The 26,492-nt window shown below is 41.8% G+C and carries 26 protein-coding genes; 18 read left to right on the top strand and 8 right to left on the bottom strand.

From position 1 onward, the window contains the following. Positions 1-12: 12 nt before the first annotated feature. Complete coding sequence (locus QXR92_05355) at positions 13-1,218, bottom strand: hypothetical protein (GenBank protein ID MEM0319426.1); 1,206 nt, start codon at positions 1,216-1,218, stop codon at positions 13-15. 218 nt (positions 1,219-1,436) lie between these two features. Then, the gene (locus tag QXR92_05350) at positions 1,437-2,705 is read right to left on the bottom strand and encodes a Glu/Leu/Phe/Val dehydrogenase (protein MEM0319425.1); all 1,269 of its coding nucleotides are present in this window, start codon (positions 2,703-2,705) and stop codon (positions 1,437-1,439) included. A 265-nt stretch (positions 2,706-2,970) separates the two neighbouring features. Between QXR92_05350 and QXR92_05345 the strand changes: the two genes are divergently transcribed. The 3 genes from QXR92_05345 (at position 2,971) to QXR92_05335 (ending at position 7,346) form a co-directional block, all read left to right on the top strand. Continuing rightward, positions 2,971-5,103, top strand: a complete 2,133-nt coding sequence (locus tag QXR92_05345) for an amino acid permease (GenBank protein MEM0319424.1) — start codon at positions 2,971-2,973, stop codon at positions 5,101-5,103. Positions 5,104-5,108: 5 nt separating this feature from the next. Next, positions 5,109-6,059 carry a sodium:calcium antiporter gene (locus tag QXR92_05340; protein ID MEM0319423.1) on the top strand — a complete coding sequence of 317 codons (951 nt, stop codon included), beginning with the start codon at positions 5,109-5,111 and terminating at the stop codon, positions 6,057-6,059. 153 nt (positions 6,060-6,212) lie between these two features. Next, on the top strand, positions 6,213-7,346 hold the full coding sequence (locus QXR92_05335) for a carbon starvation CstA family protein (protein MEM0319422.1): 1,134 nt from the start codon (positions 6,213-6,215) through the stop codon (positions 7,344-7,346). Between the two features lie 197 nt (positions 7,347-7,543). On the opposite strand, the gene QXR92_05330 is transcribed toward QXR92_05335, so the two are convergent. Further along, entirely contained in the window at positions 7,544-7,795 is a 252-nt protein-coding gene (locus QXR92_05330) for a hypothetical protein (protein MEM0319421.1), read from the bottom strand. Here QXR92_05330 and QXR92_05325 point away from each other — a divergent pair. From QXR92_05325 to QXR92_05290, 8 genes are all read left to right on the top strand, one after another. Then, positions 7,776-8,378 carry a carbon starvation CstA 5TM domain-containing protein gene (locus QXR92_05325; GenBank protein MEM0319420.1) on the top strand — a complete coding sequence of 201 codons (603 nt, stop codon included), beginning with the start codon at positions 7,776-7,778 and terminating at the stop codon, positions 8,376-8,378. The two genes, QXR92_05330 and QXR92_05325, sit on opposite strands and share 20 nt — an antisense overlap. Positions 8,379-8,407: 29 nt before the next feature. After that, positions 8,408-8,563 (top strand): hypothetical protein, encoded by a 156-nt coding sequence (locus tag QXR92_05320; GenBank protein ID MEM0319419.1) that lies wholly within the window; start codon positions 8,408-8,410, stop codon positions 8,561-8,563. 47 nt (positions 8,564-8,610) lie between these two features. Continuing rightward, positions 8,611-8,904, top strand: a complete 294-nt coding sequence (locus tag QXR92_05315) for a hypothetical protein (GenBank protein ID MEM0319418.1) — start codon at positions 8,611-8,613, stop codon at positions 8,902-8,904. Then, entirely contained in the window at positions 8,901-9,857 is a 957-nt protein-coding gene (locus QXR92_05310) for an ArsA family ATPase (GenBank protein ID MEM0319417.1), read from the top strand. Before QXR92_05315 ends, QXR92_05310 begins: the two co-directional genes overlap by 4 nt. 5 nt (positions 9,858-9,862) lie before the next feature. Further along, on the top strand, positions 9,863-10,528 hold the full coding sequence (locus QXR92_05305; GenBank protein ID MEM0319416.1) for a hypothetical protein: 666 nt from the start codon (positions 9,863-9,865) through the stop codon (positions 10,526-10,528). Between the two features lie 271 nt (positions 10,529-10,799). Beyond that, a complete protein-coding gene (locus QXR92_05300) occupies positions 10,800-11,492 on the top strand; it encodes a hypothetical protein (GenBank protein MEM0319415.1) in 693 nt (230 codons plus the stop codon). Further along, complete coding sequence (locus QXR92_05295; GenBank protein MEM0319414.1) at positions 11,456-11,710, top strand: hypothetical protein; 255 nt, start codon at positions 11,456-11,458, stop codon at positions 11,708-11,710. The genes QXR92_05300 and QXR92_05295 overlap by 37 nt, the downstream gene beginning before the upstream one ends. Beyond that, positions 11,676-13,316: a DNA polymerase domain-containing protein gene (locus QXR92_05290; protein MEM0319413.1), complete on the top strand. Its 1,641-nt coding sequence runs from the start codon at positions 11,676-11,678 to the stop codon at positions 13,314-13,316. Before QXR92_05295 ends, QXR92_05290 begins: the two co-directional genes overlap by 35 nt. An 85-nt stretch (positions 13,317-13,401) precedes the next feature. Here the strand turns inward: QXR92_05290 and QXR92_05285 are convergent, their stop codons facing one another. Further along, complete coding sequence (locus tag QXR92_05285) at positions 13,402-14,187, bottom strand: hypothetical protein (GenBank protein ID MEM0319412.1); 786 nt, start codon at positions 14,185-14,187, stop codon at positions 13,402-13,404. Positions 14,188-14,268: 81 nt separating this feature from the next. Here QXR92_05285 and QXR92_05280 point away from each other — a divergent pair, with 81 nt between their 5' ends. From QXR92_05280 to QXR92_05265, 4 genes are all read left to right on the top strand, one after another. After that, entirely contained in the window at positions 14,269-15,042 is a 774-nt protein-coding gene (locus tag QXR92_05280; GenBank protein MEM0319411.1) for an NAD-dependent deacylase, read from the top strand. Between the two features lie 59 nt (positions 15,043-15,101). Continuing rightward, complete coding sequence (locus QXR92_05275; GenBank protein ID MEM0319410.1) at positions 15,102-15,806, top strand: DUF72 domain-containing protein; 705 nt, start codon at positions 15,102-15,104, stop codon at positions 15,804-15,806. 131 nt (positions 15,807-15,937) lie between these two features. Further along, positions 15,938-16,678: a nucleotidyltransferase family protein gene (locus tag QXR92_05270; GenBank protein ID MEM0319409.1), complete on the top strand. Its 741-nt coding sequence runs from the start codon at positions 15,938-15,940 to the stop codon at positions 16,676-16,678. A gap of 102 nt (positions 16,679-16,780) precedes the next feature. Beyond that, positions 16,781-18,283, top strand: coding sequence for a carboxypeptidase M32 (locus QXR92_05265; protein MEM0319408.1), 1,503 nt, complete (start codon positions 16,781-16,783; stop codon positions 18,281-18,283). On the opposite strand, the gene QXR92_05260 is transcribed toward QXR92_05265, so the two are convergent. The 4 genes from QXR92_05260 to QXR92_05245 all read right to left on the bottom strand — a co-directional run bounded on the left by QXR92_05260 (position 18,276) and on the right by QXR92_05245 (position 23,439). Beyond that, positions 18,276-19,388: an aminopeptidase gene (locus tag QXR92_05260; protein MEM0319407.1), complete on the bottom strand. Its 1,113-nt coding sequence runs from the start codon at positions 19,386-19,388 to the stop codon at positions 18,276-18,278. The genes QXR92_05265 and QXR92_05260 overlap by 8 nt on opposite strands. Before the next feature lie 111 nt (positions 19,389-19,499). Beyond that, positions 19,500-20,369 (bottom strand): cation diffusion facilitator family transporter, encoded by an 870-nt coding sequence (locus QXR92_05255; GenBank protein MEM0319406.1) that lies wholly within the window; start codon positions 20,367-20,369, stop codon positions 19,500-19,502. Between the two features lie 61 nt (positions 20,370-20,430). Beyond that, positions 20,431-21,087: a hypothetical protein gene (locus tag QXR92_05250; GenBank protein ID MEM0319405.1), complete on the bottom strand. Its 657-nt coding sequence runs from the start codon at positions 21,085-21,087 to the stop codon at positions 20,431-20,433. 51 nt (positions 21,088-21,138) lie between these two features. Further along, the gene (locus QXR92_05245; GenBank protein ID MEM0319404.1) at positions 21,139-23,439 is read right to left on the bottom strand and encodes a sodium-translocating pyrophosphatase; all 2,301 of its coding nucleotides are present in this window, start codon (positions 23,437-23,439) and stop codon (positions 21,139-21,141) included. 186 nt (positions 23,440-23,625) lie between these two features. Here QXR92_05245 and QXR92_05240 point away from each other — a divergent pair, with 186 nt between their 5' ends. From QXR92_05240 to QXR92_05230, 3 genes are read left to right on the top strand one after another with little or no spacing between them, the layout of a single operon-like run. Then, positions 23,626-24,639, top strand: coding sequence for an ABC transporter substrate-binding protein (locus QXR92_05240; protein ID MEM0319403.1), 1,014 nt, complete (start codon positions 23,626-23,628; stop codon positions 24,637-24,639). A gap of 13 nt (positions 24,640-24,652) precedes the next feature. Then, positions 24,653-25,672 carry an iron ABC transporter permease gene (locus tag QXR92_05235; protein MEM0319402.1) on the top strand — a complete coding sequence of 340 codons (1,020 nt, stop codon included), beginning with the start codon at positions 24,653-24,655 and terminating at the stop codon, positions 25,670-25,672. Further along, positions 25,629-26,435 carry an ABC transporter ATP-binding protein gene (locus tag QXR92_05230; protein MEM0319401.1) on the top strand — a complete coding sequence of 269 codons (807 nt, stop codon included), beginning with the start codon at positions 25,629-25,631 and terminating at the stop codon, positions 26,433-26,435. The genes QXR92_05235 and QXR92_05230 overlap by 44 nt, the downstream gene beginning before the upstream one ends. Positions 26,436-26,492 lie beyond the last annotated feature (57 nt).

Below are 26,492 nucleotides of genomic sequence, written 5' to 3'. Positions count from 1 at the left end.
CCTCTCGAGTGTTTAAATGAGTCCAAGAGCAACTATAATTAGAAGGATCCCTGCTATTAGAGCAACTATGTTACGAACGAGAGAAACTTTTTCCTGAGGTATTGCTCTCATCGTTAGCACAACGATTTCAAGGAAAATAAACAGAGGAGCGACAAAAATCATTACATATGCTAAAAGGTAGAGTAGCTTAGCCACTCCTGATATGCTGGAAAGCATGGCAAGAAATACCACATATGGGCCTGCAGAACATGGAATAAGAGCAATTGAGAGAATTAGACCAAATATGAAGTGAAGAGCTGGAGATTTCTCTGCCCATCTTCCAACTGAAAACAATTTTCCAAGAAATCCTTCTTCCTCCCTGCACACTTTGCATTTCATTTTTCTAATCTGAGAATATATTGAAGTTGCCAAGAGAAGGAAGCCGTATGCAATGAGAATATATCTCATTATTTGTGATGGTACTCCTCCAAAGGAGGAAATCACCTTGAGCAGCCCAAGTCCTAGCAAAATATAACCAAAGAAAACTCCAAGGGTAAACATGAGTCCTGATAGAGCTGCCTTCGTCTTGGATTTCCTTGTAGCTATAGTTATCAGTAGAAGTGTATAGATTGATATCACACAGATATTTACAGCATCAGTGACAGCAAGAGAAGCAAGTGTCGCTAGAAAGCTTCTATAGCTGATGCCTTCTCCTGTTTGGGCTGTTGTGCTTGAGGGAGGTTGCGTGGTAGTCACTGAGTGAGCAGGATACAGAAACGTATCGATGATAAACTTCTGAGCAACGGAAGAGCCATTTATATACCCCCAAAGCGTATCCCCGATGTAAACTGGGAATTGGGTTTCACTTGGCTTGGAATTTGCTATGTTGCTCCAAAATGTCACATTTTCAACTTCTCCGAGAACTATGCCGAGAATATAAGTATTGTTGTATATAACAAATGTTTGAGGAACGCTGAGGGGAAAGCCGGAAAAGTTGGTCCAAGAGTAAAATCTTACTAAGCAGGACTGACTAGTCGCTATATCGCAAAAGTATGTATTGTTGGGAAAATTCTGAGCGAAGAGATTGAGAAGTGCAGTGCAATGGGGGCATGTGCTTTGACCAAATTCATAAAAGGTTACTTCCGAAGGCACTGCAGGAGCTGCTAAAGTCACTATGGGCAAAGCGAGAAGTTGGATAGCCAAAATAATAGCAAGTAATAGCCCAGTCTCTGTTCTCATCTCAGATCACCAATTCATTGTCAAACTGCTCATAGATATAGAGCATAACCAAGAAAGTATATAAAAGTTCGTGGACTGGCAACCACTCCGAATAACTTCTCAATTCTTATCTGAACTTCTCTTTTTATAAAAAAGGCTCCGTTTTAAATCGCTTTAAAACAGAAAAAGAGGATTCGGTCTATCTTAGTTTTCAAGAGAAAATCTCAGCTTATTCAGTATTAAATATGACCCCTAAGCTTCATCACTTTATACAGCCTTTCAACAGATAGAGCAAACGAAGCATCTCTCATTGTTACCAGTTTGTCTGGATTGCTTTCTCTGAACCTTTTCCATGCGTTCATAACTCTCTTGAAATTGTCGAGCATTATTGCTCTAAGCCTTTCTCTTGTTTCTTCTTCGCTCCAGTTTAACCAGCTAAGATTCTGCACCCATTCCAGATAGGAAGCTATCACTCCACCAGAATTAGCAAGTATATCTGGGATCACTGCTAGAAAGTCCTTTCGTGAATATAGGAGTTTCTCTGCCTCTGGCATAGTTGGTCCATTGGCTCCCTCAACAATCAGCCTTGCTTTAATCCTTGGAACCTTTTCCGGAGTTATTACGTTCTCCAGCGAGGCAGGCACTAGAATGTCAGCATCAGCATAGAGAGGGACATCTGTATCATTGAACTTTTCCCCTCTTGGGTAATATCTCACATCTCTCAGAACTTCCGGTCTGCTCATTGCTAGTTCTATATCTATACCTTGCGGATCATATACGCTTCCATATATATTTGAAATTGCTACAACTTTGGCACCCTCCTTTGCTAGCCAATAGGCGGCATAACTTCCAACGTTTCCAAAACCGTGAACGGCGACTTTTTTACCCTCAATTCCTCCCATCATCTCGTCCATGGCTGATTTAGCTATAACAGCGACTCCAAAGCCCGTTGAATATATTCTTGCCTGGTTGCCCCAAAGCTCTGGAGGTTTGCCGGTGAAGACTCCCGGTACGTTTCTACCCGTTATTTTGCTATATTCGTCCACCATCCAAGCCATTACCTGAGGATTTGTATTGACATCTGGGGCTGGTATATCTATTTCGGGACCAATGAAGGGGTGAAGAGCCCTTACATAACCCCTGCTGAGCTCCTCGAGCTCTCTTTGGCTTAACTTTGTAGGATCGACCTTTACTGCTCCCTTTCCACCTCCGTACGGTATATTAGCTAAGCTGTTCTTCAGGGTCATTCCCAAGGCCAATGCCATGTCTGTTTCCAGCGTCACCTCCGGATGAAATCTTATGCCTCCTTTGTATGGGCCCAAGACGCTGTTGTGCTGAACTCTATATCCCTCGAAAACAACAATTTTTCCACTATCCATCTTTACAGGTATCTTAACCGAAATTACTCTTTCTGGTTTGAATATTAAGTCGTGAAGCTCTGATGGAAGGTTTGCTATAGATATTGCCTCTCTGAGAACCTGTGACATCCATTGAAGATATGTTGACATATTTCATCACTTTCTACATAATAAAAAAGTATAAACCGATATTTATAACTTTCTTCTTTTAATATATCAGTACAACAAATATTTTAATGATATGAATTATAATTGAAATTAATTCGTTTCAGTAGAAAAAAGAACTTTATTCTTAAGAAAAAAATGAAAAGGTTATTTAGCTGTCCATGTTAAATAACTAAAATTGTTAGTTTGTCGAAGTTGAAGAAATGAGAAAAATAAAGTTGTGGTTATCTAATTGAGGTGAACAAGACAGTTGTCAAAGAAACGATACAGATTGCTTCGCTCTTTGGGCTTCCTGCACACATTCTTTATTGGTCTGGGCGCTATTATAGGAGGATCAATAGTAGTGCTTATAGGTCCCACAATAGCCATGAGCGGCACGCTTGGAGCAATTCTAACTTTGTGCTTCAGTTCCTTAATTGCTCTTCTTACGGCCCTCGTTTATACTGAAATAACTTCTGCTATCCCAGAAGTAGGAGGAGGTTATCTTTGGGCAAAGCTTACAACTCCCAGGCCTATTCCCTTCTTTGCTGGATGGATAAATTGGTTGGCGCATACAATGGCTGGAACGTTTTATGCTTTATCCTTCGCTGTTATGCTCGCTCAATTTCTCCAGAGTATGGGCATACCGTTAGCTCTAAATCCATATTTGTTTGAACGATTGGTTTCCATACTATTGATATTTGTATTTTCCTATTTGAATTATAGTGGAACTTCTAGAGTTGGGTGGTTCTCAGTATCAATTGGATTGTTTTTTACAGCAATCATTCTCACATACGGAATTCTCGGAACCTACAGAGGAATAGCTACGGGGGACCTGAGCTCAGCGATTTTTGATAGTATTCGGTTTACAAATATTCCATCTATATTCATTGCCATGATAACAGTGGTCATTGCTTTTGAAGGATATGAGATACTGGCTCAAACAGCAGAAGAGGCAAAGTCACCTCTCAAGAGCCTTCCAAGAGCTATTCTGCTTACCCTACTTTTTGCTACATTTCTCTATCTGCTTGTAACAATAGCCACTTTGGGTATCCTTGGGAAAAATGCTTATCCTTTTTCGCTCAAGCACAGCGATAGAACAGTTATGCAGGCAGCCTCCTTACTTTTCAGCTTTGGTGCCCCAATAATAGCATTTGGGGGTTTAGCGACTGTCCTCTCTTCTATAAACTCTACTATGTTTTCCTCATCGAGAGTCCTACTAGCAATGGCAAGAGCTGGAGAATTCCCGAAGTTCTTCGCTGAAATACATGAGAAACATAGAACTCCTGCCAACGCTATCCTTTTTTCCTCCATAGCTATGTCAGTGATGTCCTTCTTCATGGATGTTGTTATCTCAGCTTTTATCGTAGGAATACTCTTCAATTTGCTTTTTATCATTGTGAATTACTCTGGCATAAAGCTAAGGCTCATGTACCAAAACAAGCTGAACTACGGTTTCAAAACGCCGTTTTTCCCATTCATACCTCTTGCAGGACTATTAGTGAAGCTTTTTTTCTTCTTTGCTGCCCTAGTTTTGAGCCCGATAGCAACTCTAATAACACTGGGGCTTGTAGCATTAGGCATTTTCCTATACAAAGGTTTTATTTTCAAATATGAAGTCGAGCACGAACTTCCATTGATAATGGGACATGGAAGCCTTCTCAGAAGAGATTATAGAATAATGGTTCTTCATCCTGCAACGAGGAAAATGGGAATAATACAGATAGCGGCGCAGATAGCTAAGGAAAAGAACGGTGAAATAAATATTCTTCATCTGATAAAGATGCCTGAACAAACCCCCCTCGTCTTTGGAACGAAGCTAATGGAGAGGGATGCTAAACCGCTTAAGGATATAACAGATCACTTAAACGATATAGGAATACCTAGCAGGTTCATTATAAGGGTTACGCATTCAATACCTGATGCTCTTCTGGCATCAACTGAGCAGGAGAAAATTGACCTCTTGATTGCTGACGTTGAAGATGAGAGAAGAGTTGTTACAAGACTAACTCTCCCCTCGGGCGGTATTTCAGGAGTGCCCATTTCTGGTTGCGATCTAATTCTTGTCAATACAGAATATCCATTCGTTTCCTACAATAAAGCGAAGAGCCTAATAGTGCTTGCTAGTGAGAACGAAACAAACATAGCTGACAGATTGAAAGAAATTTTCCCAGATAAGGAGGTTTCTGTAACGGTTGTTGATCCAAGAAATAGAAAGGAAATACTTGCTAAGCTCGAAGAACTGAGAAAAACCGAGGGAGAAGTCGGAGTAGTAGTATTCAGCTACACTATCTGGGAATCCATTAAGAGATTTAGAAGGAGGATCTTCCTCCCGTTTTTTGTTTTCAAAAGAGGTTCCTTCTCAGTTGAGGAGTTTAAATCGATTTTCCATGGATGGAGTTGAAGGCGATGACCCTGCTTGAAGCTTTTCTTGAGATTTTTCTGGGCATAGGGCTAGTAGTTTTTTCTGGGATTCTAATAGAGGAGTTGGTAGATTGGCTTTCATGGAAAATAAACAGATCAAGTGCCAGCATAGCAATGATTCTCGCTCCGATTTTCACTTCCGCGCCTGAAATGGCTATTTTCTCATTAGCTTTGTTAAGAGGTGAGAAAAATGTTGCTTGGGGGACCATAGTTGCCCAGCCATTTATGGCGAGCACAATTATTTATCCAACTGTGGTAGCTGTAGCTATAGCTGCTTATTATCTGAGGAGAAGGACAACTAGGACCATAAGAGTTCACAGGTTTGTAGCAGTTCCTCTAATTGCTTTTACGATTCCTCTCATCCCTATATTGTTTCTTCATCCAGAAACTCATGGAATTTATGGGAGGATTTATGGAATTGGATTGATAGCAATATACTTCATCTATTCATATTTTATGATGAGAGGAAAAACATCGCTGAAGGAGGAACCTCTCTTAAAACTGAGAATGCCCCTCCTGCAGATAGTTACCTCAGTTTTTGTCCTCTATTTTGGAGGAGAAATGATGATTGGAGGCATAGTGCAGCTGGGAAAAATCGTTCAATTGAGTGAAACTGCCCTCTCAGTCTTAATCGTTCCATTAGCTACTGTTGTACCTGAGTCCATTGTTGGATTGCTCTTTATAATAAAAAACAGAGACGATGAGGGAATAAGCGCGATTGTGGGTGAGAAGGCACTCTATGGAACTTTCTATCCAGGACTTGCCATGGCTCTAGGAGCGTATACCCTCGATCGTGCCTCAACTGCTGCTATCGAAATTGCTCTTATTGTTTCTCCTATTGAATCCGTTGCTATCTGGTTCGGATATTTCGGTGTAACAGCACCTCTCGGTATATTGGGATATATATGGTATCTGCTCAGAATTTTAATGATATAACTTATAATTTCATTGTTTTAACATCTATTTGTGGCTTTTCTGTTATGTAGAACTTGCTGGAACTTGCTAGTCTCTATATCTTTCATTTTTAATTTTTTAAAAAATTTAAATATGATCGTTTAAAATCACAAATACATATATCCATCTTAAAAGGTGGATATCAATGAAAATAAAGGAAGCTATTGGCGCGCTGACCTCCTCCCCGCCCTAAGGGGCGAGGCTTTCGGGATTGTAAAAAAAATTCTTGAGAAAAGAGTTGTGAAGGCGAGCCCAGATAGGCTCACACCAGCCTATGAAAAATTCGATGGAATAGATTATGCTCCAGCGAACAAGTATGTACTCTATGGACATCACTTCGCAGCAATAGCAGGAGCAGGGCCCATTACAGGTCCAGCAATCGCAATGGTATGGGGCTGGGGTCTCCCGCTTCTATGGGTTCTCGCAGGCAACATCTTGATTGGAGCTGTTCATGACTATATGGCAATCATGGCAAGCGTTAGGCATGGCGGATTATCTGTGATGAGCGTGAGTGAAAACATTATGGGGAGAAAAGCCAAGTATATTTTCCTAACCTATGTTTGGTTTGCTCTCGTGCTCGTCCTTGCTGCCTTTTTGAGCGTGGCCTCATCTACTTTTGTCAGCACACCTACAGCAGCCACAATAGCAATCATATTCATGCCGCTCGCTCTATTGTTTGGAATTCTAGTCTACAGAACAGGGCTGAGCGTTAAGCTAGCAACAGGTATAGCTTTGATTATTCTCGTCATAGCATTCTTCTATTCAATGAGAACACCACTCTATCTAACATATGAGGCATGGATAGTTGTTCTTACGCTATATTCCATGCTGGCAGCTGCTCTTCCAGTCTGGTATCTGTTACAACCAAGAGACTATCTGAATGCATATTTGCTGTGGGTATTTGCTGGGCTAGCTATCCTCGCAGCCTTGATAATACCTGACCTACTTCTAACAGGACCTGTATATACTGGATTTGCTGCCGTTTCTTGGTGGATGGTTGTTCATTGGCTTCTATGCTCTTTTATGTTAAGCCTCTCAGCCGTCCACCTCTCAACGGCTTGTTCTTCCCCAGCCCCGCCTACGGGAGCTTGTCTCCAGCAGTTGCCCGCGGTTCACCCAGCTCCCTGCAGCGAAGCAGAGTGCACGAGGTGTCCTCCTCGCCATGCTCATCGAGTTCATCCTTACTTCAATACTATTATTTACGTAAAAATTTTAAGCTTTTCTGCAGTAGTTTACAATGGTGGTGGTTTGCCCGAGGAGTACTACTAAATCACACGGTAGTCATGAGCCTGAAGTACGGGTTAAAACCAGTTCTAGTCGATCCCCGAGGAATCACAAGCTCACCCATGCACAGCGTCGTGATGAAGAAGCGTGGCTTGGACAGGCACACAGCATCAGCGTACCTCAATACATTCAAGACGGAAATCATGAACAGCTACAAAGCGCATAAACAACCCAAATGAATATCAAAAAGAAAACAGCCCAGGTACAGTAATAGGTGCAATTCCCGGTACTCCAACCGGAAGCGCCCTAATTGCATATTTCTGGCCAACCGTCCCTCTTGTCATCGCATGTGGTGCCCTATCTGGTTTCCACTCAGTAGTTGGCTCTGGTACAACATCCAAGCAGCTCTCCAACGAGCTGGATGCACTCCTTGTTGGATATGGAGGAATGCTAACTGAGGGAGCAGTATCTTCATTGGCTGTAATTACGCCCATAGCTCTAGCATGGAATTTCGCTCAGCTTGGCTCAATGACTGGGCTTCCCGTAGAAAGCACTCTCCAGAGTATTGGAATAAACACAACTGCTACTCCAATAATAACTTCTCTTGGAGCCATTGACAGATTCTTAGTGGGTTACGGGTTGGAACAAGCAACAGCCTGGTCGAGAATTTTTGGGTCAGGTGTTTTTGCTTCAACTTTCCTGGGCTTCAAAACGTTCGCCGCTTGGGCTCTAACGGGTTTCGTTATGACAACCCTGGATGCTGCAGACAGGCTGGCCAGATTTGCATGGGTGGAATTCTTTGATTGGCTCAAGCCAAGAAACCAGAAAGCTCACAAGATAATAACAAATAGATGGTTTGCATCAGCTCTACCTGTCATAATAGGAGCAATCCTAGCATATCCTAAAATGGTTGTCACCATACCAGGAACCACAAGAACTATGACGGTCTATGCCTATAATATAATATGGCCGGCATTTTCGGGGACAAATCAGCTCCTAGCTGCCATTGCTCTTCTCACAACGTCTCTATGGGCATATGCCATATTGAAGGTGAGGGGAAAACATCGCTGCTTTTGATAATCCCAGCTCTGTTCCTGTGGGTTACAGTGACAACTGCTCTAATCTGGTGGCTCTTAGCAGTGCTACCTGGATTGCCAGCATTATATCAAGCTGGAGCAGGAACAATAGTGATAATCTCTGTCATTCTGGACATATTGTTAATAGCCCTCTTCATAAACGGATTAAGGAGGGCAAAAAGCTAATTTTTTTAATATATATTAACAAACTTGGAGACTCTCTGGTGCCAAAGTTGATTAAATCAATGAAGCAATTGTTGAGGGAACTTGTTCTCTTCATGAAGGGAATGAACAGAGCTGTTCTCGAGGATAGCGTGAGTGCTTTGCAATTAGAGTATAGTGAAATGCTAGCAACTTTCGTGACAATTGTCCTGGGTCCATTGGTTGGGGTAAAAACAGTCTCTCCCATTCTAAGCATGGAGCTTCTGGAAGCCCTCAAGGATGAAATAAAGGTTCTTGAGTCCAGAGCTGTGAGAGGGGATGATGTTTTAGGAGATCTCATGTCCTCCCTCGGTGGTGAATGGTGAGTAAAATAGCTGAATTGCTGAGTCCACTCGAGGGAGAACCCCACGTTGTTGTTGTTCTTGGTAAAGGAGGAGTAGGAAAGACTTCTGTATCGATTATGATTGCTTATGAGCTTAGCAGCTATGGAAAAACACTGATTGTGAGCTTCGATCCGGCAAAGCATATATTGAAGTACCTCAATTTGCAGAAAACAATGGAAGCTGTTCAGGTCTTTAAGAATTTATTTGCATCTCAGCTAGACATCGAGGCTTCTGCCAAGGAACTGACCTCAAAATATTCAGACCTTTTGGCAGAACTCTTCCCTTCCCTCTCAGTATTAAACATAGAGGATATAGTCAAAGTGATGAAACACGCTCCTGGAGTCGAGGAAGAAGTTTTTCTGAGACAACTATCAGAGATGTATAAAAAGATGGAATTCAAGTATATAGTCATTGATACGCCACCCACTGGAATCTCGCTGAGAACTCTCGCCCTTCCAAAGTTGTATTTGATCTGGTTAGATAAATTAATTGAAATAAGAGAGAGAATAGTTTCCTTGAGATATGTGATATCCAAGACGCTTGGTAGAGAAGTAAAGCTTAACGATCCAGCTCTTGAGAAACTATATGAAATGAAAGAAACGTATCGAGAGGTAAGGGAGGCTTTGAGCAATCCTTCTAGGACCTCCTATGTTGTAGTCACAAATCCGGAATCGCTTCCAATGTTCGAGTTGAGGGAGATCTTGAATTTCCTGGAAAGTGAGCTGAGTGTTCAGCCAAAGCTGCTAGTAATGAACAGAGTGCTCCCGAAGGACATAGCTGAAAAGCTTGGAACGATTGAAGAGCAAAACAACATAATTGAAGAATTTAGCTCAATTCCCATTAAATCGATAATGATCCCCCATTTGGGGATACATCCATCAAAGCTTGAAGATATTGTGAAGCTGAAAGACTCATTTATCGTTATAAGAGGATGATAAGCTTGGAAATTGTTTTCTTACTTGAGGTTATTGGATTATCTGCTCTCATGATAATTTCAGTTGCTTCCGTTTTTTGGTATTTTAAAATGAGGAAGAAAATTCTAAAGTTCATGAAGGATTTCACAGATGAACTTGAAAGGGAGTTCAGACCAAAGGATAAAGAGTATATGCTTCTAGGATATTTGGTTGGATATAGAGCAAAATATAAGCTAGGTGATGGAAGGAGGGCATTTGTCCTACTAACTACAACTCCAAAGCACTCCCTTTTCTACTATCCAATAGCTAAAGTCTTAAAGCATGAAGATAGGGTAACAATAATGATTGAATTGGCAGGTAAAAAGATTTTGAGAGATGCTCATGCTGTGAAAAAGAGCGAGAGCAGATTGCTGAGAACTCTCTCTAGAGATCTGGGTAGTCGAATGGATAGGCTGAACACAACTTCCATTCAAACAAAACAAGGAAAATTTGAATTATTCTATGAGAGCGCTGCAGATGTTGAACTGCTAGCAGGAATAATTAATTCTAGTTATGCCCCTATTCGCAAGATTTCAGCATATAAGCAAATTAATGCTGTTGAAATTGTCTCCAGAGCTGAACATGGAGTAGTACATGAAATTGTTGAATCCTTGAGAGTTCTCAGCAAGGGCCTAACAGAGAGCATTAAATAAAAAGTTACCTCGCATGAGGGCTTGCTCCTTATATGTATTCATAGCAAGAGGTCCCTGCTTTTTTTTTGCACCGGAAATGCAAAATACATATGAATGAACTGACAAAGGGAAAGGTTCGTTTTTTAGCAGGAAAAGGAAAGGAGGCCAAGCTTCCTTTTGTTAAATACTTTCGATCACCTCCCTCTCTCTACAGTTCGTTCATTTATGCTTTTCTACCAAGAAATTCTGAAAGAAAATATCGAGTTAAAGCTCCTGGGGCTTGGAAAGGAACATGAGTACATGCGATAAGCTCTCCAGAAATAGCTGCATTGAGACGGGGATCCCTACAATAGATCAGATCATAGGTTGCATACCAACTGGAGCGATTGCTGAAATTTATGGGGAGGAACTGGATCTAGTCCTTCGGGCATCCTATATAGCAACAGCAAACTTTCATTGCAACGGTGGAGCTGCACTAGGCATAGTGCAGGAAAGAGCGATGAACTATGATATCTATATGTTGAGAATGATGCTTAGAGCGCTTGGATGCTCAGAAGATGGCCTCCTGATCTCGAGAGCCTTCAGGCTCGAAGACGCCATAGGCATGATAAGAGAAGCTATATCGCTGAAACTTGGCACAATTGTCATAATAGATCCCTATGTCCACTCTCCCAAATATCCTAGGGAATATTGGAAGCTGACTCCCCTTACAGCATCGTTCAGAGAAGCTATAGCTAAAGGAAAGAGAATAGTTCTCTTCAATCGAATAACGAAATTTGGAAGGTATCTTCCTGAAGGAGGAAAGATGCATCATCATTCAGCTAGCATACTAGTCAAGATTGAGAGAAGAGGGAGCAGAAGCTATAGAGCAATCTTAATTAAGCACCCCTCTAGGCCAGAGTCCTCAGCTCTAGGAGCTATAAGAGAGCTTAACGAGGTAAGGAGAGAATGGGAAGGACAATACCTTCTGCTAGAATGGCTCTAGAAGTTGAAATAGAGAGATTGAAGAAAATGATGGAGTATGCTCATGACCCTGAAGTAAAGAAGGCGTTTGAGGAGATCCTCGATGGATACATAGATCTTGCTCCTATTTTCAAGGCTGTGCCTCCATATGACAAAGAATATGCCGTGCTGTTAGCTGGATTGATAAGAGCCTTGAAGAGGATAGATGAAATTGGGGGAAAAATGGAACCTAAAGGCTGAGTTTTTGAGAGGAAAAATAAGACTGCTTCAGCTTACAAATGAAGGTGAGTTGCTCGAAAGAGAGATCAATAGCAGCTATCCCTTCTACCTAATACCGCATCGATTTAAAAGCGAAGAAGTTGCGAATTCTCTTAAAAGGATTCCATTTGTTAGAGAAGTTGCTATAGAGGAGTGGTTTTTACCTCCTTGGTATGAAGTCTCGGGAGAAGTTGTCAGAGTTGAAGTTGACTGCTATCAGAGCTTTTTAAAGCTTATCGAAAGGCTGGAAGATCTTGGGATAGAGAGAGTAAACGTGCAGCCATCTGCAAAGTCACTGGTGCTAATGAGAAAGGGCATACCATTACTTCAGTGGGAAGGGAAAGATCCATGGGATCTAGTGCTAGATATTCCGTCGCTCAGAATTCTACGTGTGAAGGAAACTGGCGAGAAAATTGTGCTCTTCTCTTCAGTGCTGAGGAAGGAAGGAGAAATTGTTGAAAGAAGAATCAATATGAACAGGAAAAGCCTCCTTAATGAGGATGTAGCCAGCATTGGAAGGGAACATCATATATCACTTATTGAGAGTAAAAGCTTAGATTGCAGAAGCCTTGGATCTCCTATATGCATCGAAGAAAGGAGAAATCCTGTTGATAGTATCATAGGACTAATTGAGCTATCGAGAATATCCTTTACAAACCTGAGAGATACTGCGAGAAGAAGCATAGGTCAGATACTCACCGAAATAGAGGCCTTGGAGGCTTTTCAAAGAAAGATGCTGATTCCAAAAGTGAGATCGGGAGTAGGAGGGTGGAGAAGTGTTGAGGAAATACTGAGAGCTGATAATGGTGGGCTCGTGGGACTGCCAAGGCCTGGCCTGTACAGAAATGCTCTTCAGCTGGATTTCTCAAGCTTATATCCAGCAATTATAGCGAAATTTAACATATCTCCGGAAACTGTGGAGAGACCAGGATGCTCCAAGAAGACAATTCCCCTTGGTTCGCTTCACAGCGTATGCCTAGATAGAGTTGGCATTGTTTCTCAGGTGCTCAGTAAGCTTGTCGAGAGAAGGGAATTGCTGAAAGCAACCGGAAAATGGATAGATTCTGAAAGAGAAAAGGCATTGAAGTGGATAATGGTCGCAAGCTTTGGGTATCTGGGCTATCGCAATGCGAGGTTTGGGAGCGTCCTTGCATATGAGAGTGTTGTTTCAATCTCCAGAGAGATAATGAGAATGGCCATGAGTGTAGCATCGGAAATGGGCTATAAAGTGATACACTTCATTGTAGATAGCCTCTTTCTCTGGAAATCCGGAGATAGAATAGACTATCAGGAAGCTCAGATGCTGAGAAAGAAAATAGAAGCTGAGACTGGTATGAAGTTAAAAATTGAAGCCCTGTACAAATACTTAGTTATTCCAAGAACTAATAATATTGCACATAGCGGTGCGCCGAATAGATACTACGGAATAACTGACGAGGGAAGACTAGTTATAAAGGGTGTTAGATGCCCAGAACTAGAAGGGGTAGAAGTGCATCCAGGAATTGAGCAGAAAGTTATAAGCATCCTTCTCTCAAACAATCATCCTAGGAGGCTTTGCCCGCAGTTATCTTTCCTGACCTCCTCCTAGCTCTAAAGGAAGAGGCTTTCAGGTGAGGTAAATCCTAAGACTGTTTAAGCTATAACTCAGAGCAGTGTGATTTGTACATTGTGCTTTAATCTATCAAAACAGTTGCTCCTCTTCCCAACCTGGAAATTCTCGCCATATTTCCTCTGTCTTTAAGATAATCCGCAATCTTGCTCCCAAGACTCATTAGGAATGAACTGCAAGATGTTGATGAGGGTAGCAGAATTATATCCCCAGTTGTTAGGGGAATTATGGGTAGCTCTGAACCAGAATAGAACGAATTAGATGCCTTCAAGAGAATCTTTGTGCCCTGCTCATTTTCTCCTGCATATATTAAGGAGAGGCCCTCAATTATACTGAAGATTGTATCCCTTGAAACTACCATATTTTTCCTATATTGCTGAGATTGGATGGTAATTGCTTTGATGAACTCGGATGGATAGAAATACCTGAGAAGAGCAGGTGTTCTGCTCCCAAAGGAATAGATATTGATTCCTCCGAGAAGGGATGAAGCCAGAATAGCCCTCATTTCCTGTGAAGCTTCGATGTCTTCCATGACATTAATGGTTTTAGCTAGAGCATAAGCTGAAGTCAAGATTGCTGCCACCGTGCAAGAGAGACACTCCTCTCCTCCATTGTATCCTGCCTTAATGCTTATTCTGCCTACCTCGATAGCAGCTTCTGAGAGGTGATTGATCAATTCTTCTTTTTTCTGTGAGCATGGGCACTCCAGATCGAGATCAACCATTCCATTCCTTTCTATAGCAGTTGCCGTGAACTCTTTAGATTCTACGCTGTATACTATGAGAATGTCGGATTCTCCAGCCTTTAATCGGCTGAGCCTTATCTCATTCAAAGTTGCCGTAGCCCTCATTTCCATCCCTACATGACTGTATTCGTTGATGTATTTAATACATTGGTTTTCTTAAAAAAAGAAATTGGGGGATTTTGTTCCTTGTCAAGCGAAATCGTGAAAGTTGCTGAGCTTATTGCTAGTTCGAGAGGAAATGTTGTCCTCTTTACAGGAGCGGGAATAAGCACAGAGAGTGGGATCCCAGATTTCCGAGGTCCAAAGGGTCTTTGGAAAAGGATTTCTCCAGAGATCTTTAGCATTGAGTTCTTCCAGGAAGATCCTGATTTTTCCTGGAAAAAGTATCTAGAGGAAGTTTATGTGCCAATTTCTAGAGCTTCTCCAAACTCTGCTCATTATGCTGCAGCAAAGTTGGAAGCTGGGGGTTTAGTTAAAGGAGTTATCACGCAAAATATCGATAGGCTTCATCAGAAGGCTGGGAGTAGAAATGTGATAGAGCTACACGGTAGATTTGATGAGGTCCAATGCTTGAGATGCAGCTTCAGAGGAGATTTGAAGAAGTTTGTGGAAGAGGTGAAAAAGAGTGAGAAAGCTCCCAGATGTCCTAGATGTAGTTCGATACTAAAGCCAGCTGTTGTTTACTTTGGGGAACCCCTTCCAGAAAAAGAACTATTGGACGCTTTATCTATGGCTAGAAGCTCCTCATTGTTAATTATCATAGGCACAAGTCTAGCTGTCTATCCTGCAGCTTTGATACCGCAAGAAGCAATTCGCACTGGAGCAAAAGCAGTGGTCATAAACGATTCCCCTACACCCATTGATGGGAAAGCTGAGTTAGTAGTTAGAAGGAAGGCTGGGGAGATCCTGCCAGAAGTAGCAAAAATGTTGGTTGTGGAGAAGAACGAAGAGACCGCTTAGAATCCCCCTTGTCTTAACTTAATTAATTTAAGGATAAGCAGAGAAAAAATGTCTGGTAAATGAAAGTGAAGGCTTACGTTGGAACGAGCGGTTGGTTATACGACTGGAATTTGGGGAAAAGCCTTGAGTGGTATGAGCAGAATTCAGGACTGAATGCTATTGAGCTTAATTCAAGCTTCTACAGATTTCCATTCCCCAACCAAATAAAAGGATGGGTTACCAAAAGTAAGGAAATCAGATGGGCAGTAAAAGTTCACAGACTAATAACGCACTTAAGGAAGATGAATGAAAGCTCCTTTCCGATTTGGGAGAAATTCAAAAGCATATTCAATCCATTGGATTATAAAATTGATTTCTATCTCTTCCAGCTTTCTCCAAATTTTCAATGCAAAGAGGAAGCTCTCAGGAAGCTGTCTCGATTTAGAGAACAAACTAGGTTGGGAGAGAGAATGGCTGTGGAATTCAGAAATGAGACCTGCTATAATGAAAAAATCTTAGAATGGGGGAAGAAAGAGGGGATCACTCTTGTCTCAGTTGATTCACCAGAAATTACCTGGATTGTAAAAAGTGGAAAGAGTGTGTATCTAAGACTCCATGGAAGAGAATCCTGGTACTTCTATGACTACGACGAAAGTGAGCTAAGAGAGCTCATAGAAAGCGCTCTCAATCTTTCTCCAGAAAAAATCTACATTTTTTTCAATAACGATCATTGGATGCTGGAAAATGCGAGGAAAGCAGTGTCAATTTTAAAGAATTATACCTGAGGTATTTCCGAGATATTTAGTAGAGTTATTGCAGGTTGATTTAGGGTTGAAGCGAGAGACTTCAATCCAGTAATTTTTATTATTAAAAATTTTTATATTTACATTTAAGAATTTTAGACTTGTGAAAAGGCATGAAAGATATAACTGCCTTAGTCCTGGCTGGAGGAAAGGGGACAAGATTTCATCCTTATACGGAGCTCATCCCTAAACCAATGATTCCAATAGGGATGGAGGAAAGGCCTGTCCTTGAGTTCATAGTGAGATGGCTGACCAGATTTGAAATCAGAGACATAGTTATGCTTCTAAACCATAGGTGGCGATATATTAAGAATTATTTCAATGCTGGAGAAAGATTTGGAGCTAACATTAAGTATTCAATTGATGATCCAGATGGCTACACGAACACAGGAGGAGCTATCTATAAAGCAATAAGCGAGGGACTTGTGAAAAAAAGAGCTCTTATCTGGTATGGAGACATATTGGCAAAAATTGATTTGAATGATTTGATTGCATTTCACGAGAGAAATGCTTCAGAACTTACTCTAGTGGTTTCCAATAAATATTCTGTGCCCGTGGGGATCGTAGAGCTTGACGAAGAGAAAAGAGTCAGAAAGATGACTGAAAAGCCCGAACTTGATATAAATGCTACAATAGGGGTTGCTTTAATGGAAACTGAAGTTTTCAGCAGTAATGTTGTAGAGGAGCTTGGAAAGAGCTTCGATCTAATGGGTGATATGGTTCCTCTGATTTTGAAGAAGGAGAGGAGAGTATATGCCTATGTTTATGATGGCATTTGGTACGATGTTGGAAGCTTGGAAAGATACAAGAAGATAAATGCGGAAAATCTAGATAGAGAATTCAATTTTATCTAGCTCGATTTTCAAAAAATCATTTAGCTGTATATGGATTAACTTATTATTAGAAAATTTAATTTCATTTTATTACTTATTAACACTGGAGAGAGGTCATAAAAAATGGAGAAAAAGTATTTCTCAGATCCGTTAATAATAGAAATACTTGAGAACTACAAGCCGATTTGGAGTATAAACTATGCCATATCATTGATACAGTGGGACATGGAAACATATATGCCACCAGAGGGAATTGAGGAAAGAGGAAAAGCATACTCACACCTCGCTGTTCTTCAGCATAGGCTCTTGCTTTCTCCGGACCTTCAGAATCTTGTTGAGAAAGCGAAGGGCAGAGAAGGATTGACGGATCAAGAAAAGGGTGTTGTGAGAGTGCTTGATAGGGAAATTGAGAGAGCAAAGAAGCTTCCAGAGAAGCTTATAGCAGAGCTAAGAGAAGTGACAACGAAAGCACATGAAGCATGGCTCATCTCCAGGGAGAGGAGCGAGGCTGAGCCGTTCCTCAGCTATCTTGACCGAATTGTTTCCTTGGAGAGAGAAATGGCAGAAAAGTTAGGGTACGAGGAACATCCATACGATGCTCTCATTGACTATTTCGAGGAAGGATTCACTACTAGAAAAGGAAAAGAGATGTTTGATGCCATAATTCCAAATCTGAAGAGAGCTCTTGAAAAAGTTATGGGTGATGACTACTTTCCTCGCTGTCATTACCTAGAGAGCTACCGCTATGATGTAGAAAGAGCCAAGAAAGTAAATGAAAGGGTCCTGGAAGTTCTGAGCTTCCCCCGCAGGAGAGCAAGAATTGATGTTTCTCCGCACCCATTTACTATAAATATGGGTCAAAAGGATGTTAGGATAACTACCAGGTATGAAGGACACGACATAAGGAGGACTATTCTCTCTACTATACATGAATATGGACATGCATTGTATGAGCTTCAAATTGATGAAGCTCTGTCCGGCACACCTATTGGAACTGGAGTTAGCATGGGAGTGCATGAGAGCCAATCCAGATTCTGGGAAAATATTGTTGGAAGAAGCAGGGCGTTTTCCTCTATTATAGGGGGGATCCTGAGAGAGGAGCTTCCGGAGCTGAAAGCCTACGACGATGAAGAAATATATAGATATGTTAATCTGGTCAGGCCGAGCTTCATAAGGGTGGATGCAGATGAACTTACCTACAATTTTCACATAGCCTTGAGATTCAACATAGAGCGGATGCTGATAGCTGGAGAGGTGAAAACAGCTGAGGTTCCAGAACTATGGAATAACCTCATGGATGAGCTTCTCGGAATAAGACCAAGGAAATACTCTGAAGGATTTCTTCAAGACATCCACTGGAGCCAGGGATCCTTTGGATATTTCCCATCCTATAGCTTGGGCACAGTGATAGCAGCTCAAGTAAAGGCAAAAATGGAGGATGAAACCAGAAAAATGGATGAAATCATTGAAAAGAGGGACTTCGCTGCTATTAGAGAATGGCTAAGAGAGAAAATACACAAGTATGGAGCTACATATGCTCCAAGAGAGCTGCTAGTAAAATCATTGGGAGAGGATATCAATCCTTCGTATTATATAAAATACATAGAGGAAAAATACTCTAGATAATGCTTTTTATGAACTGTCCATTTTCATATACTAGATCTCCATCAGCAAATACCTTTCCCTTTCTCATATCCTTTATCATGTCCCAGTGAATTGATGAGATGTTCTTCCCTCCAGTTTGCAAATACGCTGAACCAAGCGCTAAATGGATTGTCCCTCCTATTTTCTCATCGAACAGGATTTCCTTTGTGAAGCTCTTTATGTCATAGTTCAGGCCAAAAGCGAATTCACCAAGCCTTTTTGCCCCATCATCAGCAGTTATCATTTTATTGAGAAATTCCTCGCCCTTCTCAGCCGATGCCTCAACAACTTCCCCTTTTCTGAATTTTAGCCTAACTCCCTTTACTTCAACTCCCTTCCATATTGCAGGATATGTGAAAGTTATCTGTCCATCTGCTGAATCTTCAATGGGGGAGCTGAAAACTTCTCCTCCAGGCATATTGTTCTTACCATCATCGTTTACCCATATTCTGTTGTCAAATCTGAGAATGAGATCTGTGTCTTCCGCTAAAACTCTCAGTTCTTTAACCTTTTTCAGGAAGTCCGCTATTTTTTGCTGTAAGCTTGCCTGCTTTTTCCACTCCTCAATCGGATCCTCAGAGAAAAGTTTCATTGCTCTGAATACAAAGTCCCTCCACTCAAGGGGAGAAAAACCCGCTTCCTGTGCCATCGCGTTTGTTGGATAGGCTGTTACTGTCCATCTAAGTGTACCAAGAGCATCCCTTTTAAAAATTATATCGTTGAGCACTTTACTGGTGGTTGCTACCTTTTTTATTCTCTCGGGATCCACCCCAGAGAGGGGTTTTGTGTGTGTTGGAGCAATTATTCTAATCATCCCGCTTATATTTTCCACCATGAATTTATCTATTGGTGAGAGATACTCAATAAGCTGTATGGGGGCCTTTTTATAAAAATACTCTACTAGTTCTTCGCTGGTTATTACTATTCTAGGGTAACCTCCTGCATCTACTATCTTCTTATATACCTCAGTAATAAGTGGCATAGCAGCTATAGTCGATGAAATTGATATTTCAGATACAGGCTTCACTCCAATGCAGTAATTGACAAGAAGAGTAGCAAATTTTTCTTCTAAGCTTCCAAAGGACAACTTTATTCACCCAGCAGTGTTTATATTCTATGTAATCATTTTAAAGGTTTGGGATGATGTTGCTCGAAAGGATGGAGCTTAGACGATGACAGTCCCGCGCAGGTCTGACCTTCAAACAGAGGGCTCTTCATGTATATGAACTTCGATCACTCTGGGAATTTTTTCCCTTATTTCCATCTCGACTTTTTCCGTTACTGCGTGAGCTTCAGTTAGGGGTATCCCTCCATCCATTTTCAGGACTAGCTCTATTAGGAATTCTCCTCCAGATTCTCTGACTTTTACGTCAACAACATCTCTAACACCGTTGACCGAGAGAGCTAAGCTTCTGACTCTCTCGGCAACATCCTCGACATTTCTATCCATTAGTGGACCAAGTATCTTGGTTATCAGCTCTCCTCCCTCGTAAAGAACAAAAGCCGATATGATAATTGTCAGGATACCATCCAATCTGGAAATGCCGGTGAGGGCTTCTATTGTTATTCCAACTGAGGCACCAAGAGTTATTAGAGCATCCAATTTGTGATGAAGAGCATCAGCCATGCAGAGGTTGGACTTGCCTAAAGTAGCCAGGTTTTTAGCATACATGTAGTTGTAGTACTTTATGGCGACTGTGAGCAGAGTTACTGCGATAGCTTCCACAAAAAAATCAGTATTCAGTGGCGATGGACTGAGAAGAGCATCAATTCCATTTAGGAAAAAGAGCCCACCAATTATGAAAAGGACCACTCCTATTAAGAGGGATCCGAGATCTGCTGCTTTCCCGTGTCCAAATGGATGTTCCCTATCTGCTGGCTTAGCAGCTATTTTTGATGATGCTAGGACTCCTATTGAAGTGATGCTATCGCTTAGGCCGTGAACAGAGTCTGCTATTAGGGCGCTACTCCTTATCATCAGACCTGCAATTAATCTCATGGCAAAAATTAGAAGGTTTACCAGAATGGAAAAAACTGCTTCCTTCCTTTCCGCTTCCCTTGGATTAATTTCTCTTGTTTCTGTAAAGGATCAAGTCACTCCTCCGAGCGAGTTTGTTTCATTTAGTATTTCATAGAATCCTATATCTTTTTCTGCTGGCAAGGCTGTAGAAGGCCGTTATTACTATGATGGCCGAAATGATCTCGACAACTCTCAGATTGTTAATTGGTAGAGGAGCACCGTGAATAGAGCTGCTGGGAAGCAGTTCCAGAAATAGAGCGTATCCTTTGGTCGGAGATATTGATACATAGAAGCTCTCCCATACGAGCACTCCGCTTGATGAATCGTACATGGCGATTTTTGAACCATAGTTAAAAGTAATAGTTGCCTGAATTCCATCAACAAATGCTCCATTGGATAGCTGGAAAGCACTTCTCCCCGCATATGTGAGGTTCCATTCATTTTTTATCAGCTTGCCTGTCCTGACTAGTTGGGAAACGTCCTGTGTTGTCAGAACAAAATGACTTGGGTCAGGAGCCTCTATTATGGAAACGAGATCGCTAGTAGGAATGCTAGGAAATGCCCCTTGGAGCTCAACATGTGGTGATGGAGATTGCTTTAAGATAACTGTAATGTTAGCTAGAGAGCTTCCTGTTGAGAAGCTGCCTGTTTCTGGGTATATAAGCAGGGCATAGTAGTAAGTTATGTTGCCTTGTTGAGATGTACCCTCGATTGGAATTGTAGTTATAGTTGTAAAAATTAAGATCAGAGCAAGGAATTGCCTCATTTCCCATCTAAATTCCTTGAAGTGAGTTTTATATTAAAAAATTTCTTGGTTTTATGGAAAAATCGACTGCATTAAGTATAGCATGTAGAGAGGAATGAACACCAGCGATATTGTGTTAAGCAACTTTATCAATATATGCAGAGAGGGTCCAACGGTATCTTTGAGAGGATCTCCGACAGTATCTCCAACCACTGTGGCCGCATGAACTGGAGAGCCCTTTCCTCCAAGGTTACCCTCCTCGACATACTTCTTTGCGTTGTCCCAGGCAGCCCCACCCCACATCATCATTATTCCTAGCACAACTGAACTAGCCGTTGCTCCCACAACTAGTGCACCAACAGCCTGTCCTCCAAAGAGAGTACCGAGAATAAGAGGAGTGATTATTATGGAGAGAGAAGGGGCAATCATGTTCCTTATGGCATATTGAGTGCTGATATCTACTGCCCTGTAATAGTCTGGTTTCTCTTTTCCTTCAAGTATCCCTGGTCTCTCTCTGAACTGCCTTCTGACTTCCTCGACCATCATATAGGCTGCTCTCGTAACAGCTTTCAGACCCATTGATGTGAAGAAGTATGGCAGCATTGCGCCTATGAGGATTGATATCAGTATTACAGGCTTAGTTATCACAAGACCTCCCAAGAAGTTCTTCAGTGCCTCAGCAAAGCCAGATATGTTCAAGGTCAAAGAAGAGAATGCTGGAAGTTGTGTGAGAACTGAGGGATCTCTAGCGACATAGTCCTGTACAAAAGCCTGGAATAGTAAAAGTGCTGCTAAAGCTGCGCTGCCCATAGCATAGCCTTTAGTGAGGGCTTTAGTTACATTCCCTAGAGCATCGAGAGGCTCAAGACTTTTTCTAACTCTTTCCTCCATCCCGCTCATCTCAGCTATTCCTCCAGCATTGTCAGCTATAGGGCCTGAACCATCCAAGGTCATTATTATCCCAGCGAGAGTGATCATGCCCATTGTTGCTATGGCACTACCGTATATGCCATATATGAACTTTGATAAGTTTACTCCTCCTATGCTCACCTGGAGTGCTAAGGGAAGTGATGATGAATATAGCGCGAAGAAGGAAGATAGTATAGCAATGGATATGGTTATGATGGGAATTAATGTAGATCTCATGCCTACGCTAAGTCCTGAAAGAAAAGTCAATGCAGGACCGCTTTGACTGCTTTCTGCGATCTCTATAACAGACTTAGACCTCAGTCCAGTATAATAATTGGTTACTAGAACCATCACTATTCCTGTTGCTATCCCTACAATAGAGGCTATGTATAGGTTCAACCAAAGATCCGGGAGAATATATTTGTAGAGAATTGGTAAAAGAATCAGCGCGACTATCGATGAAACGATCACTCCATTTCTCAGAGGCTCTATAGGTTCCCTGTACTTTCGATGGAGAATTATTGTAAGTAGTCCCGGAAGGGTAGATACTATTCCAACAAGGGATATCAGAAGTGGAAGAAACATGAATCTTGACGCGTATTCGTAGCTCACCCCGGCACTAGTCAAGATGAAGAAAATCACCCACCCGATCATCATGGCTCCTATTGTTTCAGCTGTGACGCTTTCAAATATGTCTGCTCCTCTTCCTGCACAATCTCCTACATTATCTCCAACTTGGTCAGCTATTACAGCAGGATTTCTAGGATCGTCTTCTGGGATGGAGGCTTCTATTTTCCCCACTATATCTGCCCCTATATCAGCGGCCTTAGTATAGATGCCTCCTCCAAGCTGTGCGAAAAGGGCTGAGAGGCTGGCACCAAATGCAAATCCAACAAGACTATCGAGGACAAACCTAATTGATAGGGGGTTATAGATGGAGGCATTGAAGAGTGCCGAATATGCTATATACAAAGCAGATATTGCGAGAAGAGAGAGAGAAGGAACAGAGAGACCGAGAATGGATCCGCCAAGAACAGAAATTTTTAAAGCATTCAGAGGGCTTTTGATAGCTGCCGCTGCAGTCCTCACGTTGGCTTTCGTAGAGGCATCCATACTGAAGAATGCCGCTATTATGGAGGAAAGTGAGCCTAAAAAGACCGAGAATCCCACTAGAGCAGATTCCTTTAGAACTTCGCCTTCCAGCTGCGGGTATGCTGAAAGCAGCTTAGCCCTGTATCCGAGGTAAACTGCTAGGAAAACTACTGCGGATATGAATACTGAGAATAGTAGAATGGTTTTGGTTTGCCTCCTCATGTAAGCAGAAGAACCCTCTCTAATTGCTTTCCAAATCTCAATCATTCTCTCATTGCCCATTTCCTGCTTCGTTAAAACCAGGTATACAAAGATAGCTGAGGCAAAGCCAAGCCCTCCTCCTATAGCTCCCAAAACTGCAGCAGAGACCAACCCAATCCCCTCAAGCGGAAAATGAAATTTTCAGCTTCTTTTCACGCTATCTCTAACAACTCTTTTATTTTTTACTTTAAATGATAAATTGTGATAATTTTTGTAAATTGTGGGAAAAAGAATGGGAATAGATTCTGGACAAAAAATTTTTATTATGCTATCTAATATCACAATTTGGTGATTTGATTGAAAAGTTCTCTGGCTGCAGGGATAGTACTTATAATTATAGTTGCTGCATTTGCTGGATACATGCTAATGCAGCATAATCCAAGTCAAAGCGGATCTCAGCAGAGCAAGTATGTGGTTGTGACCGATGGTTTGGGAAGGAATGTTACTGTTCCGCTGAATGTTACTAGATTAGTTGTACTAGATCAAGGGTCAGCTGAGATCGTCTACTCCCTGGGAGCAGGATCATTGATTGTGGGTAGGCTTGATACAATGAACTTTCCACCGAGTATCCTAAACGCCACACCGCTAACCTACACAAACGGCGTGGATCTTGAAAAGCTAATTTCTCTCTCTCCAGATCTCATAATTACATATATAAGAAGTCAGCAGGAGCTCCAAAGCTACGAAGCTCACAATCTAACAGTTATCGGAGTTCCCTGGACAAACAGCATACAAGATCTCTACAATACTATAGCTATTATCGGGAAGGCTCTCAATAGGGAGCAAAGAGCGAATTATGTTATCTCCTATCTCAACAGCACAGTAATGAACATATCGTCAATGGTATCAAAATCCACAACCCATCCAAGAGTCCTCTTCATAAGAAGCATAGGTACAAATGGAATTCAAGTAGTTACGCAGGGAATAGAAAATCAGCTCATAAGCTATGCAGGAGGGATCAGCTTGAGTGAGGGTCTCTCAAGCAACACGAGCACCATATTCATAAATTATGAAGATGTGGTTAAAATGAATCCAGACATAATAGTGCTAAGCTATAGAGTATCTCAAAATGCGAGCGATATTTTGAATGATCCGAGGCTGCAAAGCGTAAATGCTGTGAAAAACGGAATGGTCTTCAAAGTACCCAGAGAGTACACTCCAACCAGTCCTAGATTTGTCCTTCTCCTTGCTTACTTGGCAAAAATAATACATCCGGAGGAGACCGCTGGACTGAATATAACTGAGCTAAGAATGCAATTATATACGAATATATATGGACTGAATGCCACCGAGATCTCTCAGATTAAATAGGATTCTGCGTTAGGTGGATATAATAGTGCTAGGTGGTAACAAGAAAATTGCCATTGCTGCAGCAATTTTGTTTTTTATTTTCCTAGTTTCACTTGGAATGGGAAGCTATGGCTTCGCTCCCGTACAGTCCATGAGAGTGCTTGTAAGCTCAATCTTGGGCGGAGGGGCAAATCAGAGTCCTCTCTACAACGTTGTCATTCAAATAAGGCTACCCAGAATTTTAGCCGCATTGCTGATTGGAGCCTCTCTATCTGTTTCAGGAGCAGGATTTCAAGCACTCTTCAGAAATCCGCTTGTAAGCCCTGATATTTTGGGTGTATTGGCCGGAGCTGGCTTTGGAGCTTCAATTGGAATACTTCTCGATTTTCCCCTACCATTGGTTCAGGCAATAGCTTTTGGCATAGGCCTTGTTGCTCTTGGGTCCTCATATTTAATAGCATGGAGAGGGGGAGGGACGAGAATAGTTGATCTGGTTCTCTCGGGAATCATTGTGGGGAGCCTTTTCAAGAGCCTTATAAGCCTAGTAAAATTCGTTGCTGATCCAGAGTCTAAGCTTCCTCAAATAACGTATTGGCTCATGGGAGGTTTGGCTTCTGTGACTTGGAGAGATGTTGAGATTCTGACAGTTATTTCCGTTCCATCAATCATTCTTCTCTATTTCCTGAGATGGAGGCTTGACGCATTTGTTGTAGGAGAGGAGGAGGCAAAGGCTCTTGGAATAAGAGTTGAAGTTTACAAGGCAATCATAATTGTCCTTTCAACGCTTCCCGCTGCAGCAAGCACCGTTGTTGCCGGACTAATTGGATGGATAGGTCTAGTAATCCCACATATATCGAGAATGCTTTTCGGAGAATCAAACAAGTTCACAATACCCGGATCCGCTGTTATAGGATCCGCTTTCCTTCTTATAGTTGACACAATATCGAGAGCTGTACTGCCTAGTGAGCTCCCGCTTGAGGTGCTCACATCATTCGTAGGGGTTCCTTTCTTTGCCTATCTTCTCAAGAGGAGGATATATCATGGCTGGAGCTGAGCTGAAAATCAACGATGTTAGCTATACATATTTGGAAACGGGCTTCTCTCTTAGAAATGTGAGCTTATCCTTGAGGGGAGGGGAGGTTTTAGCCCTTTTGGGGCCGAACGGCTCCGGGAAAACAACATTGACAAAAATAGCGCTTGGTGTGATTAGACCTTCTCCCCCCAGGGTATTCATAAATGGAAAGAATGTGTTTGAGATCAGCGATAGAGAGAGAGCTAAGATGATAGCATGGGTTCCACAGGAAATAATGAGAAATGTCCCCCTCAGGGTAAAGGACTATGTCTTGCTGGGGAGAATGCCGCATGTTTCCCCGCTTAAACTGCCTTCAAGAGAAGATGAGGAAATTGCTGAGGAAGCTATCTCTAGGTTTGGTCTTGAGAGACTATCAAATAGATACTTCTCTCAGCTGAGTGGAGGGGAAAGGAGGATGATCAGTATTGCGAGAGCCTATGCACAGGGAACTCCATTCATAGTTCTCGATGAACCAACAGCATATTTGGACTTCAGAAACAAGCTTGTTGTTCTCAAGATGATGAAAGAATTAGCATCGGAAGGTAAAGGAATACTTTTCACTACACATGATCCAAATGAGGCAATTGAAATTGCCGATAGAGCTATCGTTATGTCAATGGGGGAGATCGTTGCCAATGGATCTCCAAAGGATATGCTGAACGAAGATCTTCTGGAGAAAGTTTACGGGATTCATGTTAAAATGATAAGGACAGATGGAAAGGCTTTTGTAGCACCTTCTGTTTAACAGAAAGGCTAACTGCTGGAATTTTTCCAGGTTTTAATTGAAGATGGCTAAATTCTT

This window comes from Fervidicoccaceae archaeon (genome assembly GCA_038734945.1).
Taxonomy (GTDB): domain Archaea; phylum Thermoproteota; class Thermoprotei_A; order Sulfolobales; family Fervidicoccaceae; genus ARK-14.
Note: the sequence above shows the minus strand (reverse complement) of the source record. Positions and strands in the feature narration are given on the sequence as shown.

Excerpts from the sequence above, each read along its gene's own strand:
- QXR92_05355 (MEM0319426.1), bottom strand. The coding sequence starts at position 1,218 with ATGAGAACAGAGACTGGGCTATTACTTGCTATTATTTTGGCTATCCAA.
- QXR92_05350 (MEM0319425.1), bottom strand. The coding sequence starts at position 2,705 with ATGTCAACATATCTTCAATGGATGTCACAGGTTCTCAGAGAGGCAATA.
- QXR92_05340 (MEM0319423.1), top strand. The coding sequence starts at position 5,109 with ATGACCCTGCTTGAAGCTTTTCTTGAGATTTTTCTGGGCATAGGGCTA.
- QXR92_05330 (MEM0319421.1), bottom strand. The coding sequence starts at position 7,795 with ATGGGCGTAATTACAGCCAATGAAGATACTGCTCCCTCAGTTAGCATT.
- QXR92_05300 (MEM0319415.1), top strand. The coding sequence starts at position 10,800 with ATGAGTACATGCGATAAGCTCTCCAGAAATAGCTGCATTGAGACGGGG.
- QXR92_05295 (MEM0319414.1), top strand. The coding sequence starts at position 11,456 with ATGGGAAGGACAATACCTTCTGCTAGAATGGCTCTAGAAGTTGAAATA.
- QXR92_05290 (MEM0319413.1), top strand. The coding sequence starts at position 11,676 with ATGAAATTGGGGGAAAAATGGAACCTAAAGGCTGAGTTTTTGAGAGGA.
- QXR92_05285 (MEM0319412.1), bottom strand. The coding sequence starts at position 14,187 with ATGAGGGCTACGGCAACTTTGAATGAGATAAGGCTCAGCCGATTAAAG.
- QXR92_05275 (MEM0319410.1), top strand. The coding sequence starts at position 15,102 with ATGAAAGTGAAGGCTTACGTTGGAACGAGCGGTTGGTTATACGACTGG.
- QXR92_05270 (MEM0319409.1), top strand. The coding sequence starts at position 15,938 with ATGAAAGATATAACTGCCTTAGTCCTGGCTGGAGGAAAGGGGACAAGA.
- QXR92_05265 (MEM0319408.1), top strand. The coding sequence starts at position 16,781 with ATGGAGAAAAAGTATTTCTCAGATCCGTTAATAATAGAAATACTTGAG.
- QXR92_05250 (MEM0319405.1), bottom strand. The coding sequence starts at position 21,087 with ATGAGGCAATTCCTTGCTCTGATCTTAATTTTTACAACTATAACTACA.